Origin of the sequence: Jeotgalicoccus nanhaiensis, from assembly GCF_015235105.1 — a bacterium.
GTDB classification, from domain to species: Bacteria; Bacillota; Bacilli; order Staphylococcales; family Salinicoccaceae; genus Jeotgalicoccus; species Jeotgalicoccus nanhaiensis.
On sequence record NZ_JADGLW010000004.1, the window covers coordinates 113,835 to 129,087 of the forward strand.

Annotated in this window: 14 protein-coding genes; 1 reads left to right on the forward strand and 13 read right to left on the reverse strand. The window is 42.4% G+C overall.

Annotated elements, in window-relative coordinates:
* Window position 1 precedes the first annotated feature (1 nt).
* The 6 genes from murC to IR135_RS07470 are packed head-to-tail and all read right to left on the reverse strand — an operon-like array spanning window position 2 to window position 6,513.
* Window positions 2-1,303 carry a UDP-N-acetylmuramate--L-alanine ligase gene (gene murC / locus IR135_RS07445; protein ID WP_135098190.1) on the reverse strand — a complete coding sequence of 434 codons (1,302 nt, stop codon included), beginning with the start codon at window positions 1,301-1,303 and terminating at the stop codon, window positions 2-4.
* 15 nt (window positions 1,304-1,318) lie between these two features.
* Window positions 1,319-3,004 carry a DNA translocase FtsK gene (locus IR135_RS07450; RefSeq protein WP_135098192.1) on the reverse strand — a complete coding sequence of 562 codons (1,686 nt, stop codon included), beginning with the start codon at window positions 3,002-3,004 and terminating at the stop codon, window positions 1,319-1,321.
* Window positions 3,005-3,016: 12 nt separating this feature from the next.
* Window positions 3,017-3,601, reverse strand: a complete 585-nt coding sequence (gene ytpR / locus IR135_RS07455; RefSeq protein WP_135098194.1) for a YtpR family tRNA-binding protein — start codon at window positions 3,599-3,601, stop codon at window positions 3,017-3,019.
* Window positions 3,602-3,621: 20 nt separating this feature from the next.
* Window positions 3,622-4,431, reverse strand: coding sequence for a DUF1444 family protein (locus IR135_RS07460; RefSeq protein WP_135098196.1), 810 nt, complete (start codon window positions 4,429-4,431; stop codon window positions 3,622-3,624).
* A gap of 15 nt (window positions 4,432-4,446) precedes the next feature.
* Window positions 4,447-5,436, reverse strand: a complete 990-nt coding sequence (locus IR135_RS07465) for a PTS transporter subunit IIC (protein ID WP_115884086.1) — start codon at window positions 5,434-5,436, stop codon at window positions 4,447-4,449.
* A gap of 3 nt (window positions 5,437-5,439) precedes the next feature.
* On the reverse strand, window positions 5,440-6,513 hold the full coding sequence (locus tag IR135_RS07470) for a M42 family metallopeptidase (RefSeq protein WP_135098198.1): 1,074 nt from the start codon (window positions 6,511-6,513) through the stop codon (window positions 5,440-5,442).
* Between the two features lie 70 nt (window positions 6,514-6,583).
* On the opposite strand from IR135_RS07470, the gene IR135_RS07475 reads away from it, so the two are divergent.
* Window positions 6,584-6,880, forward strand: coding sequence for a hypothetical protein (locus IR135_RS07475; RefSeq protein ID WP_115884084.1), 297 nt, complete (start codon window positions 6,584-6,586; stop codon window positions 6,878-6,880).
* 14 nt (window positions 6,881-6,894) lie between these two features.
* Here the strand turns inward: IR135_RS07475 and IR135_RS07480 are convergent, their stop codons facing one another.
* The 7 genes from IR135_RS07480 to IR135_RS07510 form a co-directional block, all read right to left on the reverse strand.
* Window positions 6,895-8,091: a MalY/PatB family protein gene (locus tag IR135_RS07480; protein ID WP_135098200.1), complete on the reverse strand. Its 1,197-nt coding sequence runs from the start codon at window positions 8,089-8,091 to the stop codon at window positions 6,895-6,897.
* 86 nt (window positions 8,092-8,177) lie between these two features.
* Window positions 8,178-8,810, reverse strand: a complete 633-nt coding sequence (gene trmB, locus IR135_RS07485; protein ID WP_135098202.1) for a tRNA (guanosine(46)-N7)-methyltransferase TrmB — start codon at window positions 8,808-8,810, stop codon at window positions 8,178-8,180.
* Between the two features lie 22 nt (window positions 8,811-8,832).
* Window positions 8,833-9,624, reverse strand: coding sequence for a phosphotransferase family protein (locus IR135_RS07490; RefSeq protein WP_115884081.1), 792 nt, complete (start codon window positions 9,622-9,624; stop codon window positions 8,833-8,835).
* Window positions 9,625-10,076: 452 nt separating this feature from the next.
* Complete coding sequence (gene pepV / locus IR135_RS07495; RefSeq protein ID WP_135098204.1) at window positions 10,077-11,486, reverse strand: dipeptidase PepV; 1,410 nt, start codon at window positions 11,484-11,486, stop codon at window positions 10,077-10,079.
* Window positions 11,487-11,981: 495 nt separating this feature from the next.
* The gene (locus IR135_RS07500) at window positions 11,982-12,815 is read right to left on the reverse strand and encodes a hypothetical protein (protein WP_135098206.1); all 834 of its coding nucleotides are present in this window, start codon (window positions 12,813-12,815) and stop codon (window positions 11,982-11,984) included.
* Window positions 12,816-12,891: 76 nt separating this feature from the next.
* Window positions 12,892-13,581: a pseudouridine synthase gene (locus IR135_RS07505; RefSeq protein ID WP_135098208.1), complete on the reverse strand. Its 690-nt coding sequence runs from the start codon at window positions 13,579-13,581 to the stop codon at window positions 12,892-12,894.
* On the reverse strand, window positions 13,581-15,215 hold the full coding sequence (locus IR135_RS07510; protein WP_135098210.1) for a putative polysaccharide biosynthesis protein: 1,635 nt from the start codon (window positions 15,213-15,215) through the stop codon (window positions 13,581-13,583). Before IR135_RS07510 ends, IR135_RS07505 begins: the two co-directional genes overlap by 1 nt.
* Window positions 15,216-15,253: the final 38 nt, after the last annotated feature.

Genomic DNA, 15,253 nt, shown 5'->3' on the forward strand with positions numbered 1-15,253 from the left:
TTTAAGAGAGCAGTTCAGTGAAGCGTTTTTCATATTTCTGGATATCTCCTGCACCCATAAATATAATAACGCCGTCTGCATGTTTATCGAGACGTTCGAGGTCGGCTTCCGTCAGCAGCTCTGCCCCGGGTATTAAATCGACCAGATCCTTGCTCGATAAATTGCCGGCAGTTTCACGAGCTGAGCCAAAGATATCAACTATATAGGCTTTATCGGACGTTGACAGTACATCGGCAAATTCCTGCAGGAATTTTTCCGTGCGCGAAAAGGTATGCGGCTGGAAAACCGAGATAATTTCACGATCCGGATATTTTTTACGTGCTGTCTCAAGTGTTGCATCGATTTCTTTTGGGTGATGGGCATAATCGTCAACAATTACCATATTATGAAGTTTAGTTTCAGAAAAACGGCGTTTTACACCTTTATAATTTAAAAATGATTCTTTAATCAAGTCGATATCCAGGTCTTCGAGATAAGAGACTCCGATTACTGCCAGCGAGTTTAAGACGAGGTGATCACCGAACATCGGAATTTTAAATGTATCATAATGAACACCTTTAATTTCCACATCAAAAACAGTGCCGGATTCAGTCACTTTAATATTCTTCGCAATGATATCATCACCGCTCTCAATACCGTAGGTCAGCATATCCTTCACGTGTTCTTTAATTTGTCCGATATACGGGTCATTGCCGTAAGCAATAACACATTTCTTCACCTGCGATGCCATTTCCTTAAATGCGTCCACTACATCTGAAATATCATTAAAGTAATCAGGGTGATCAAAATCTATGTTTGTAATGATTGCATAGTCGGGATAGTAGCTCAGGAAGTGACGTTTATATTCACATGATTCAAAAGTAAAATACTTACTGTCCGGCAGGCCAAATCCCGTGCCGTCACCAATCAGATACGTCGTTTCTACATCTCCGTTCATCACGTGCGAAAGAAGACCTGTCGTCGATGTCTTACCGTGCGAACCGGTAACGCCGATTGAAATATAGCTGCTCATAAAGTCTGCTAAAAACACATGATAGCGGATGACTTCAAAGCCCATTTCATAAGCTTTTTTTATTTCAGGATGGTCATCTTTAAATGCATTTCCTGCAATATATGTCATGCCTTCGACGATATTATCTTCGGAAAAAGGCAATATTTTTATTCCCTTTTTACGCAATGGACCCTCTGTAAATACTTCGTTTTCAATATCAGAACCCTGCACTTCATGACCTATGTCATAGAGAACCTGAGCAAGTGCGCTCATTCCCGCACCCTTTATTCCGATAAAATGATATTTCTTCACGATTACACCAATCTTTCATCGATTATTATATTTTATATGATCAAATACACTCTGTTTTACTGTTTTGTTCACCGTGCCGATTGATATCCGGTTCGGTTTGTTGGAAGTAGGAATGACAGCAAGTGCATCATTGCCCTGTGTCAGTTCATCTGTGCCGCTGACTGCGTTATTATCCGGATCGTAAAAGGCAATCTTGGTCTGCAGCAGCTGCAAAAGTTCGTAGCGGATATCGGTTTTTGTATCCATATGATTTGCAATGACATGAATGCCGAGAGGTTTTCCCTGTTTTAAAATTTGTATCAGCGCGCGTACTGCATCCGGATTTTTATTCTGCAATAAGGCAGCAAGATCATCGATAATAATTACCAGGGTTGCTTTTCTCGACTCGAATTTCACGCGGCTGTTATAACTCTGAATATTTCTGACATGTGCCCTTCTGAACGCCACACTGCGTTCATTCAGCTCGTGCAGAAACATTTTCAGTGCTTCTTTGTCTGTCGGTGAAACTCTGCTGCTGTATGAATGCGGCACGTCGAGATAGTCATCATATTTGTCATCTTCAGCTGCGATTGCAATTTTTAAATCATTCGAATTGTGGTTCATTAACAGCGACAGCAGTATATTGTCGATTACATTCGTATCGTAATTCGGCTGATTGCCGTAAATTAAAATATGTCCTGCTTTTGATAATTCATAGCTGAAAATTTTATCGTCAACCGTTTTACCGACTGCAAATTTGTAATCACTTTTACGAAGCTTTAGACTGCTCGCTTCAAAAAGCGTGCGGAAAGTAATCGGACGCGGATTTTCAAGCGGAACTTCGAGACCAATGTTGGACGTGCCAATCAGCGGGCTCATAATACGCAGTTCATTAAGGCTGAGTTCTTCTTTCAAAGCTGCATTCAGACGCGGTATATTACTGACTCTAAAGGCACGGTTCAGCTTCACTTCATAGCGGCCGATAATACCGTTTGAAGTATAGCTGATGACACGGCCTTCCACATTCAGTTTAACAAATGCTTCGTCAATTTTTTCTGCCAGCGCTTTGTCCGGTTCTTTATAATCAGCTGCCTGGGCGCTTCCGAGCATGCTTATACCCGGCTGTGTTGCATTCGGGCCGATTCGTTTGCCGTTTGCCGCCTGCTGTTTTTCGCGCAGCTTGTTCTGTTTTGAACCGAGTACACTCAGTGTATCATGCTGCTTTTCTCTCGCTGGCGCTTTTTGCCTGGACTTTGCGCCGCCTGCTCTTTCTGAGTCGCGTTTCTTTTTAAGCGCAGCAAGCTCCGTACGGCGCTGCTGCTCTTTTATCTTCTGTTTATCTTTCCTTTTTTCACGTTCGGTACGTTCCTGCACAATTTTATCGACAATGACAGAATTATAATTTTTAAATTTTTCCAGGTAAATTTCACGCTCATCCCGTTCGGGCCGTTCCGGCTTTTTTAAGCCGTAAACTGACGATGGAACCTGACGCGCTTTAGAAATCGTCATTCTCGTCGGCCGTTTTACCGACGGTCTTGACGTGCTGTATTTCGTTTCCTGCTGCGGCCGTCTGACATAGGCAGGCGGTGAATATAATGGAGTTTCAGGTTCGTTATCCGCATCGTCCGGACTCCCGATATCAAGAGGAAACTTGAATGCTTCTTTACTCTCTTCTCTGTCGTGGCGTTCCTTATTAAATTCTCGTCTTTTTCTTCTCGTCATTTAATCTCACCTTTATCCGACCGGGAACGGCTGGCCGACGCTGTAACTGCCGTCTAAAACATAGATACCTTTTACCCCGTCATCTTTTAAGTTAAGTTCCTTCTTAGAACAAATCATCCCGTTTGAATCCACACCCCGGAGAGTGGAAGGCTTAATATATAAACCGCCGGGCATTACAGCACCGACTCTTGCTACGACAACCTTCTGCTCCGTATCAACGTTCGGCGCGCCGCAGACAATCTGCAGCACTTCTGTGCCGACATCCACTTTTGTTACGTTCAGTTTATCCGCATCCGGATGCGCTTCTTTTTCGATTACTTTGCCGACGATAAACTTCGGTGTCAGATCGAACTCAATTGTTTCAAGGCCGTTCTTCTGAAGGAGTTCGTTAATACGAGGCACCATTGTTTCATAGTCGCTGATGTCCGCATTTTCAAGTGACAGGTTATCCGCTGCCTTGAAAATATTCAGGCCGATGACTTCATCGCCGTCTTTAATCAGAGTAATATCGCCATGGTGTTCATATGAGACATTCTCCGTCTTTCTTAATGTTACAAATAATACATCTCCAACGTTTTCATTGTATGTGAGTCTCACATCATTCACTACTTTCTTCGCTATTTGTTTTTGTTATTGTAATTTCTCTGCTTGCCTAATATAAATACAGGCTGCAGCTTAGTTCCGTCGTATGAAAACGACAGAGATGTTATCGGTGTCAGTCCTTCTGCAAAGTACTGCATCATCATCTGTGCCATAATATCGTAGCCGACGTTATTTTTACAGTCCGCTATAATCAGCACATCCTGATGCGGCAGGCCGACCAGCATTTCGCCTTCTGTTTTTTCCAGCATTTCATGCAGGAAGTCCGTATTTAAAATACGCGACGAATCGTAGCCGTCATTATGATTAATGAAGTAAAAATCATTGTCCTGAACTGTCTGTTTTTTAATTTCAACCGGCAGATTTTTTAAATTGTTTTCCGCGAGCACTTTCATATCTTCTTTCGACATACCGAGAGAATCAAGCAGTGCCTCGTCGATTAAACGGTAGCTCTTATCAAAATCAACCGCGTAATAAATATTCGTTTCATTCGTATGCGGTGTAATGATAAACGGCTCGCCGCCTTTAGTTTTATCGGGGAAACTCGTTGCACGGACAACGGGGTAAATCGCCGCTGTCTCCGCATCGATTTTCTCTTCGCCCATACGCGTCAAAGATTCATCGATATAATAAACAAGTTCATCTATAATTTTATCATCATTCTTCGCTTTATTCAGTGCTTTTGATAAAGCAATTGTAATTCCCTGGCCGTTATCAGTACGCTCAACGCGCAGTTCTTCCTTTTCGCGGTTGAATTTATGTGAAACATCATTTCTTTTTGCCGTGATTCTTTCAATAATCAGATCACGCAATTTATAAATATTCATGATTTACCTCCTGTGTTATTTACCTAGACTAATAATTTGATCGCCCTGTTTAATAAACCCGTAAAAGCTAAACAGTTTATAGAATATCAGAGTTACAATTAGAGGTAAAACGATATGAAATACCAGAATCAGCATCACAGTGGACATCGACAGCCCCATCGTTTCTACTGCCATAATCTGGCCGACGAAGCCGCTCGTTCCCATGCCGGCGCCGGCTGCATTATTTTCCATCGGAAAAAAGACAGTCATAATCGGTGCAATAATTGCACTTGCGATAACCGGCGGCATAATAATGAAAGGATTTCTCAGTATATTCGGCACCTGCAGCATCGATGTACCGACACCGATTGAAATGACACCGGACACGCCGTTATCTTTGTAGCTCATCGCAGCGAGTCCGACCATATGGCAGCAGCAGCCGATAACTGCTGCACCGGCGGCTACACCGCTTAAGTCGAGCATGAGAGCAAGTGCCGCACTCGACAGCGGCGCTGTCAGCGTGATGCCGAAGACGACACTTACAAGAATGCCCATCATAAACGGCTGCTGATCAGTCGCAAAGACGATAATATCGCCAAGTCCCGTCATTACACCGCCTACTGCTTCGCCGATTAAACCGGCGATCAGAAAACCGGCAATTAAAGTAAACAGCGGTGTCACGATTATATCGAGTTTCGTTTTCTGCTGATAAAGTCTCGCCGCTTCAATAATTATTAAACTTACGATAAAACTCGCAGCCGCCCCGCCTAGATCATAAGCGTGCTGGCTGACAGCGAGCACCGAGAAAATAACGAGCGGGGGAGACTTCAAGCCGTAAGCAATGGCAACACCGATTGCAGCGCCTGTTAAGCTCTGTGCTGTATCGCCGATTACCGACAGGCTGCTTAAAAACGGGATATAAGATGCCGCAGTATTAATAATCAGACCGATGATTAAAGTGCCGAATAAGCCGAGTGCCATAAAACTCATCGCTTCTATAAACCAGCGGTGCAGTATGTTTTTCATAGCTTATCCCCGGATTCTGTCTGCAGTTTCATTATTGACGTTTTTAATCAGTGAAGTTAATAAATTATGTGCATGCAAATAATCCTCATAGTTAATAATGGAGTTCGCCGTGTGAATATAGCGTGAACAAATACCGACTACAGCTGACGGCACTCCGTTCCCTGAGACATGAATGCTGCCGGCATCCGTTCCGCCCGGTGAGTGATAATACTGATACTTAACATCCGAAGCTTTGGCTGTATCGAGCAGAAACTCCCGCATTTTAGGAGAAAGAATCATAGTGCGGTCAAACAGACGAAGCAGAGTTCCCTCTCCTATCTTGCCAAGATCGTCTTTTTTGCCCATCATATCGTTGGCCGGTGAACAGTCAACAACGAAAGCAATATCGGGCTTAATCATATTAGCGCTGGCTTTCGCTCCGCGGAGTCCAACTTCTTCCTGAACATTTGCTCCAATATACAAATCGCAGTCGAGCTCAGTATCTTTAAGCGACTCGAGCGTTTCAATCGCAATCAGGCAGCCATATCTGTTGTCCCAAGCTTTGGCAAGTAATTTTTTGTCATTTTTAAGAACCTGAAAATCGACTTTCGGCACGATAGAATCACCGAGATTGATCCCCATTTCAAGCAGTTCCTCTTTTGAGTCCGCACCCACATCGAGAAGCATGTCTTCGATTTTAGTCTCCTTGTTTTCACCTCTTCTGAAGTGAACCGGCACGCTGCCGATAACGCCTGTAATTTCTTCATCCGATGCTGTGCGTACTGAAAACCGCTGACTTAATAAAACATCAGTCGGCCAGCCCCCAAGCGGCGTAAATTTAAGGAAGCCGTTGTCCGTCAGTTCAGTGACCATAAAACCGACCTCGTCCATATGAGCTGCGACAAGAACTTTCGGAGCATTTTTATTTTTGCTCTTTTTGACTGCAAAAATACCGCCGAGGCCATCCTGAATAATTTCATCAGCATATTCCGACAGTTCAGCTCTCATGTATTCACGTACTTTATCTTCAAATCCGGGAGCACCGTGCAATTCTGTTAAAGCCTTCATTCTTTCCAATGTTTTTTTCGACAGTTCCATGAAAATACCCCTTTTAATTGTTAATTATTTAATATTCTGTGTTAAACTACTTCATAAGGAGGATGTACATATGAAGCGTAATTTGATTGTATTTACATTATTGGCTGTAACGGTTATTCCGCTATTAGTATGGTTATTACTGCACCGCAGAGTCGATACGAAGAAAATTGTCGATAACCTGCACCTTCAATTTGAAGACATTTCATTCATTTCACTCGACTACCAGGCAGACGGCCAAAACCGTTTTGGTTTAAATACAAACACCGTAAGCGGTGTGCTGCATGTCGGCAATGATGAAAATACGGTGAAATATAACTTTTTAGCAGATCCTTACACAGCTGAAATCATGGAGATTACTGTTCAGTAATCCCCATGATTTTTTTATTTGCTTAAATGTTCAAATGTTTTTCTGATGCGGTCAAGACCGTCTTCTATACGTGTCCTGCTCGAAGCAACATTGAATCTGAAATGTTTGTTCTCATCGTCCAGATACAGTTTGCCCGGAGACACAGCAATTCCGCCGACTTCCACAAGAGCTCTGTGGACCTCTGATGCATCCAGGCCGGATTTTTCAAAACTGATCCAGCCGAGATAAGTTGCCTTCGGAATATCAAATGATAAATATTCGGACAGATGCTCGTCGATATAGTCGCTGATCAGCTGGAAGTTCTCTGCCACATGATCGTTCAGCTGGTCAATCCATTCCCCGCATTCCGTATAAGCAGCCTCTATCGCCGCGAGTGCGAGACTGGAAGCTGTGTTGACATTATATCTGCTCCCCATTGCAGTAGTAATATCAGCCGTAATATTTCTGTCTTTTGTAATAAAATAAGAGTGCGGAATACTCGCCAGGTTAAATGACTTCCCGAGTCCGGTCGTTACGAGCACGGAATCATTTTCTTCAAGCAGCGATACCATCGACACAAAATCCTCTTTCGGACGGACAAAATCCATATGAATTTCATCGCTGATTAAATATACCTTGTTTTCCTGGCAGATTTTCTTAATTTCAGACAGCTCTTCTTTTGACCAGACTTTGCCGGTCGGATTGTGCGGGTTGCAGTGAATATATAAAGTTACATCTTCACGCGCGCACAGATTCTTAAACTCTTCTGTATTTAAAAAGTATTCCTTTTTACTCTCATCGTAAATCAGAGGTGTCTCCACTATTTTACGGTCATTCCCTTTAATTAAATTCGGGAATGAGTTGTAGGATGGCGTCGTTAAGATAACCCCGTCTCCTTCGTTTGTCGTCTGCCTCATCACTTCCCCGACAGTATATAATACCGAAGCAGCATAGTGAATATCATCTTCGTTTAAAGAAATATTAAAGCGCGTTTTCCACCAGTGTTTTATCGGTTCGTAAAAACGCTCGTTCTGCCACATCGTATAACCGAATATCCCGTTGTCGACACGTCTTTTAATCGCATCTCTGATGACTTCGGGTGTTTCTATATCCATGTCCGCAATCCAGAAAGGTTCGAGTCCTGTCGCTCCGAATAAAGCTTCGGTGCCGTCGTACTGAACACTGTATGTACCTTCTCTTGACGTAGTTTTATTGAAATCGAACTGTGTCATTATATTCCTCCACTCTAAATGTTTTGTATCCTTACATTTTAACATTGTTTAAGGGATAATACACGAATATAAAAAAGCACCTTCCCTTAGAAAGATGCCTGAATCCAATATATTTTATGACCGCGCTGCGAGAATTTTTCTTCATATTCAGTACGGATATTCGTTTCGGGTTCATCAGCGTGAACATCGAGGTTCAGATTTTCGAATTTCATGCCGTATGTATTCATCGATATCAGGCTGAATTCGAACAGTCCTCTGTTATCCGTTTTAAATTCCACAATTGTGTTTTCTTTTAACAGCTGTTTATAACTCGATAAAAAATTGCTGTGTGTCAGCCTTCTCTTTGCATGACGGTTCTTCGGCCATGGATCGGAAAAGTTCAGATAGACTTTATCGACTTCGTTTTCATTAAAGTAATCCATCAGTTTGTTGGCATCCAGAAGCACGAGTCTTACATTTTCTAACCCGAGATCTACTACCTTTTCCGTTACGCGGATCATAACGTTCTTGTCTATTTCAATCCCGACGTAATTAATATCGGGATTATTCTGTGCAAGCGTCGTAATAAAAGTCCCCATGCCTGTACCGACTTCGATATGAAGCGGCTGATCCTTACTGAAAAACTCTTTTATTTTTTTACTGTAATTATTGTTAACATCCACAAGCTGGTCATTTGATTCCAGATAATCAATCGCCCAGGGCTTATTGCGCATTCTCAAAAATATTCACTACTCTCAATTATTAAATAAGACGGTCCTTGTCCATAACTTTCGACAGGAATAATATCCATTCGTTCATTTCAGTAAATCGTTTCCGGTCTTCATACCATTGAATCATCGTAATTGCCTGTACAAAAGTATACCACTTCATGCGGGAGCGGAGGTCGTTATCGAGTTCTACTCCGTAGTCTCTGAGCCAGCTGTCCCACTCGCTGTGTTCAACATACGGATATAAGATCATTCCGAGGTCGATGGCCGGGTCTGCAATCATTGCACCTTCCCAGTCGACTAAAAAGAGCTCGTCCGTATCAGAAAGCAGCCAGTTGTGATGGTTTACATCACCGTGGCACACTCTGCAATCTGCAACCTCAATTTCCGGCACTGCGTTCTCGAGGTATTGGATAGCATTTCTAACGACGTGATGGGCGTTAACTTTCGGAGATAACGATGACTGTATTTTGTTAAGTAAAATTTCCGGCAGCATCGGTTTCATGCCGAGACGTTTTAACATCGTGAGAAGCGGTTCTGATGTGTGTATTTTACTCATCAGCGCTGCTACCCGCAGCCCTCCCATATCTTCACGTGTCAACTCCCGGCCATTTTTCCAATGCTGTGCTGTTACCACTTCGCCCGTCTCGATCCGTTTTGTCCAAACGAGTTTCGGGACGATGCCTTCTGCGGATAACGCCGCTAGGAAAGGGCTGGCGTTTCTTTTCAGGAATAATTTGCGGCCGTCCTGCTCAGCTTTATAAGCTTCACCGGATGGGCCTCCTAAAGGATCTAATTGCCAGCCGAGTTGATAGAAATGATCCAATTCTTACACCTCGTTTCATCGTTCAAATAAAAATTTGCGCTATAATATTTAATTAGATAGCGCAAATTTAGTTCGTGTTTAAAATTTTATCGGGTTTAATGTTTTATTTCAAGGACAAAAGATGTAATACTTTTGCCAACTGAATGTTAGTACATAGCAACTGTGATGTTGTTCAGATAAATTATTATACACTAAACAAAATGTTGTTTAAAGTTAACTGAATGATGTACTGATTTTAACGCTCATTTTTTTACTCGGCTGCCTGAATCGGACCCGTTCCCCGAGCAAAGAAGCAAATGTTAGTATAACAGGTTTTACGCCTTCTGGGAATAGAGGATTTCATTCTTACATATACTGTATACCCGATGTTTGATTCTTCAAAAATATCTGTTATTATTGCCTGTCCATTAAGCAGAAGATATTCATTTAATGTGTAAATTGAAGTATTAAAATCAAGGTTTAGCCACACACGTATTATATAAAGCTTCCAGATAAATCGCTGTTGCCAGCAGCAGTTCATCGATATTCATACGCTCATCTTTCTGGTGCATCGTATCAATAGTATCGCTGAACATTGCACCGAAAGCGACACCCCTTTCAAGGGTACGCGCATAGGTTCCTCCGCCGATAGTAAATGCTTCACTGTCATCACCGGTGTGCTTCTGATAGCTTTCCAGCAATTTTAAAACAAGCGGGTCATTCTTATCGACATAATGGGGTTTCTGGTCACTGATATCTTCAATTGTAAAACCTGTTTCTTTTATCGTTTCTTCCAAATTTTCAATGCCCTGATCAAAATCAAGACCAGCCGGATATCTTAAGTTCACCCCGAAAATACCGCCGTCAACTTCCGTATAGTTGATCATACCTGTATTTACACTGACATTTCCCATCTCTTCGTGATGATGCGCCATGTCGAACTGTTCTCCGCTTAAATTGCCGATGATGTATTTTTCTGCAAAATTGACAAACTGTCTGCCATTTGTATCGAGCTCAATTTCCACAAGAAACTTAAGCAGCTCGGTACCGGCGTTCACACCCTCTTCCGGTGTCGAACCGTGTGCACTTTTGCCGGACAGTTCAAGTTTTAAGAAGCCGCCGTCAATTTCGTATTTCCCGGTATTTCCTGTTTTCCGGATAAACCCTTCGTAAGCTTGAATAATTGAGCTCATTTGTGTCAGAACTTTTAGTTTCGCTTCCGCAGACTCCGGCACCATGTTGTAACGCTCACCGGATATAAATGCTTTTAATTCAATATCGCTGTCGACATATTCATCATCGAGATTCGTCTGCACGATATTAAACGAAGTAATTCCTTTTTCTCCGTGAATAACCGGGAAAGCAGCGTCGGGCGAAAATCCTGCATCCGGCATTTCTTCGCTTTTAAAATAAGCTTCTGTACACTGCCAGTCAGACTCTTCATCCGTGCCGACAATCAGGCGGACACGCTGATTAAATTTATACCCTTCGTTATGTAAAATTTTTAAGGCGTAATAAGCAGCCATTGTCGGCCCTTTATCGTCTTGTACACCTCGCGCGGTAATTTCATTATTGGCAAGGACCGGTTCGAATGGTTCCGACGTCCACCCTTTGCCCGGCGGCACTACATCCACATGCCCGAGAACACCGAACAATTTCTCCCCTTGACCAAATTCAATATGACCGGCAAGATTATCTACAACTTTCGTCGGCAGTCCTTCTTGTGCTCCGAGATTAATCATATATTCGAGGGCTTGTTTCGGCCCTTCACCGACAGGCGCGTCCTTAACTGCATCACTTTTTACACTGTCAATTGAGAGCAGCCCCATCAAATCCTTGATTAAATCATCTTTATATTGACTAACTAATTGTTTCGCATCCATTATTATCAGCTCCAGCAAGAGATTTTCTTCTATTATATACTTTTTAATAAGTTTTTTCAGTTTTGGTGTGGGAGAAATTTTACGAAAAGTGACTGGGATATACATGAGCTTCCGTCATGCCAACGCATCGCGCCTTTCGTATACATGAACACCCGTCATGCCAACGCACCGAGCCTTTCGTATACATGAGCTTCCGTCATGCCAACGCACCGAGTCTTTCGTATACATGAGCACCCGTCATGCCAACGCACCGAGCCTTTCGTATACATGAGCTTCCGTCATGCCAACGCACCGAGTCTTTCGTATACATGAGCACCCGTCATGCCAACCCCATCAAACCAGGTTGGCATGACAGTGATCTTGAGGAAACTTTTCTGACAATCCGTCTTTAATCTACTCTATAAAAAAACGGCCTGAAAATCTTAAAATCAAGATTTTCAAGCCATCTCTCTTATTGCTTCAAGGCTTTTGTCTAAGCCTTTTAAATTTGCTTAATTATTGCTTGTTTTTGCCGCTATTCTTATTGTTGTTGTTTTTGTTCTTGTTGTTATTACTGTTTTTATTGTTATCAGTAACGACATGAACGTTATGATTTTCATCTTTAGCGCCTGCTTCCCCAACAACATCAACATCGTGTTCTTCTTCGAATTTCTCTACTTCGCTTTCTGAAAGTCCACCTTCATCTGCGAGTACAGATTCTCTCTGATCAACATTATCCGGAGTCTCTCTATCCGGTTTAGCATCTGCATCAGATTTATCTTTATTCATTTCTTTTTTAGCGTCTTTTTTTACTTCGTCCGCTTTTTTCTGACCTTTTTCTTTTAATTTTTCTTTGTAAGCTTCAGGGTCTTCTGCCGCTTGATCTACTTCTTTATTCGCTTTAGACTGAACGTCATCAGCTTTGTCTTTCGCTGAATCTACCTTCTCGTTTGCTTTAGTTTGCGCGTCATCAATTTTGTCTTTTACTGCATCTACTTTTTCGTTCGCTTTAGACTGTACGTCTTCGGCTTTGTCTTTCGCAGCATCCATCTGATCGTTTGCTTTGGATTGTACTTCTTTTGCTTTGTCAGTTACTTTATTCTGCATGTTTTCTGCGTAAGCTTTCGGATCTTCTTTTGCTTTAGAATATTCTTCCTGAGCTTTAGACTGAACATCCTGCACTTTTGCAGTTGCTTTCTCCTGCACGTTTTGTGCATAGCCTTTCGGATCTTCTTTCGCTTTCGCATATTCTTCTTTTACTGCATCTTTATTATCTGCAAGTTTTTTTGCAGCATATGCAATACCGAGTACCGCACCGACTTTAAATACTAAATTAAATAATTTTCCCATTTGATACACCTCATATTATAAAATTGTTTTTCATTGAACTTAATATAAAATATACCCTGGTCTGGATATTCTAAACTTAATTATTTAAATTTTTTATTTCTTCTTCAGTTAACCTGCGATATTCGCCTTCAGCAAGTGTTTTATCCAGTATCAATGATGCAAAGCCCGTCCGCTTCAGCCTGACAACCTCATTGCCGGTGGCTGAAAACATCCGCTTAACCTGATGAAACTTTCCTTCAGTAATCGACAGCGATACTTCTTTCGGACTTAATAGTTCCGCTTTTGCAGGTTTAGTTGTAAAGTCCTTCAATTCAATTCCCGTTTCAAGCCTGATGATATCTTCCGGTGTCACTTCGTCTCGCAGTGTCACGTGATACATTTTATAGTATTCATTTTTAGGAGACAGCAGCTGGTGGGCAAGTTTGCCGTCGTTTGTAATAAACAAAAGCCCCACCGTATCTTTGTCCAGTCTGCCGACAGGGAATAATTCACCCTGCTGTGGATGGGCGATTAAATCGATGACTGTTTCCGTCGGACCTTCTTCCGTTGAAGATATTACTCCGTCCGGCTTATTCATCATAAAGTAAATAAATTCCTCAAGCACAATCGGCACATCGATATAATAAATTTCGTCATCGTAACTGACGTCTGTCTTCGGACTTTTAACGATATCCCCGTTAACGGAAATATCTCCTTTTTTAATCAGTTTATTGACTTCTTTGCGGCTGCCGAGATTTGCATTCGCAAGATATTTATCCAGTCTCATTATAAAAACTTCACTTTCTGACGGATTTTCCCTGCCCGGTCTCCGAGCACTTCATCTGCAAGTCCTGTTTTAAATGAAATAAACAGATAGACAAGCACACCTGCCGGCACTGTAATTAACAGTGTAAGAACCGAGCTCGCTGTCGTCATTTCATCGATATTAATCATCAGCAGGTAGTATACAAGTTCTACTGCCAACAGCATTGCCAGCGCGCATACAATAATCTGAAAGATCGGTGCCACGAAGGCGCGGAAACGAATTTTTCCGTGTTTTTTAATAATAATCAGGTTCATAATTACTCCGGCGCCGAGAGCGATGGCTGTTCCCATGACTGCGCCGACTGTGTAAAAGTTCATAATCAGCGGAATGTTGATAGCCGCTTTGATGACGAGCATGACAATGACTACGTAAAACGTCAGGTGCTGCTTGTCGATTCCCTGAACGATGGAGCACGTCACAGAAAACAAGGAAATGATAATGCTGACAGGTGCATAAAAAGTCAGTATCATAATTCCGACTTCGTTATAGCTGTAAAACGATGTATAGATCGGTGCTGATAAAATCATCATTCCGATACCTGCCGGGATAACGAAAAATAGGAGCATCAGAATCATAGACTTCACCTGGCTGTGAACATTATCAAATAATTTCTGCTGATAATTTTTTGTGATGAACGGTAAAATAGTAATCGCAAAGGCAGATGCGAATGCTGTCGGAATCATCACGAGTTTGTGCGTTGTCAGGTTCAGCATTCCGAACCATGAATCCTGCACACTGCCCGGCACGCCGGCGAGTGTCAATGCGTTATTATGCGTCATCTGGTCGATAAATAAAACGACCGGAATACTCACGCTGACAATAATAAACGGCAGGCCATAGCGGATAATTTCCTTATACATTTCACCGTAGGACAAATCGATGCCGCTCGTATCCTGTTTCCGCTGTTCAGCCATAAACGGTTTGCGTTTTCTCCAGAATACGGCGAGTGTTACAGTTGCACCGACCGCTCCGATAAAAGCAGCAAAAACGGCAATTTCGTTAGCAGTTTTTATCGAACCGTCCATTACATTAATAACGATAAAGGCACCTGATAACAATACCGCGATACGTAAAATCTGTTCGACAACTGACGAGACGCTCGTCGGGCCAAATGACTCGTGTCCCTGGAAAATCCCTCTCCACGTTGCCATAAATGGTACAACAATGACTGCAAAACTGATTACGCGTATAATACTGGTGATATCTTCGGTGCTCCAGCGGTGTTCTCCGCCTCCGCCTGCTGCACTTTGTGCTTCAGCGATAACCGGCGCCATGAAATATAAAGCAAGAAAAGCAAGAATACCTGAAACCATCATGACAACGAGACTTGATTTGTAAAGTTTCTGACTGGTCTCGTAAGCACCGAGCGCATTATACTTTGCAACGAATTTCGATACCGCTCCGGGCACGCCGGCTGCGGCAATCGACAGCATAATTGTATACGGTGTATAAGCATACCCGTAAAGAGCGAGATTTTCTTCTCCGCCCATTATGCTGTAAAATGGAATTAAATAAAGCATCCCCAAAATCTGGGTAGTAAATGTAGCCGCGGTTAAAAGGAATGTACCGCGAAACATCTTTTTCTGATCCGACATATATTAACCCTTCTTATCTATAATAAACATACCCATTA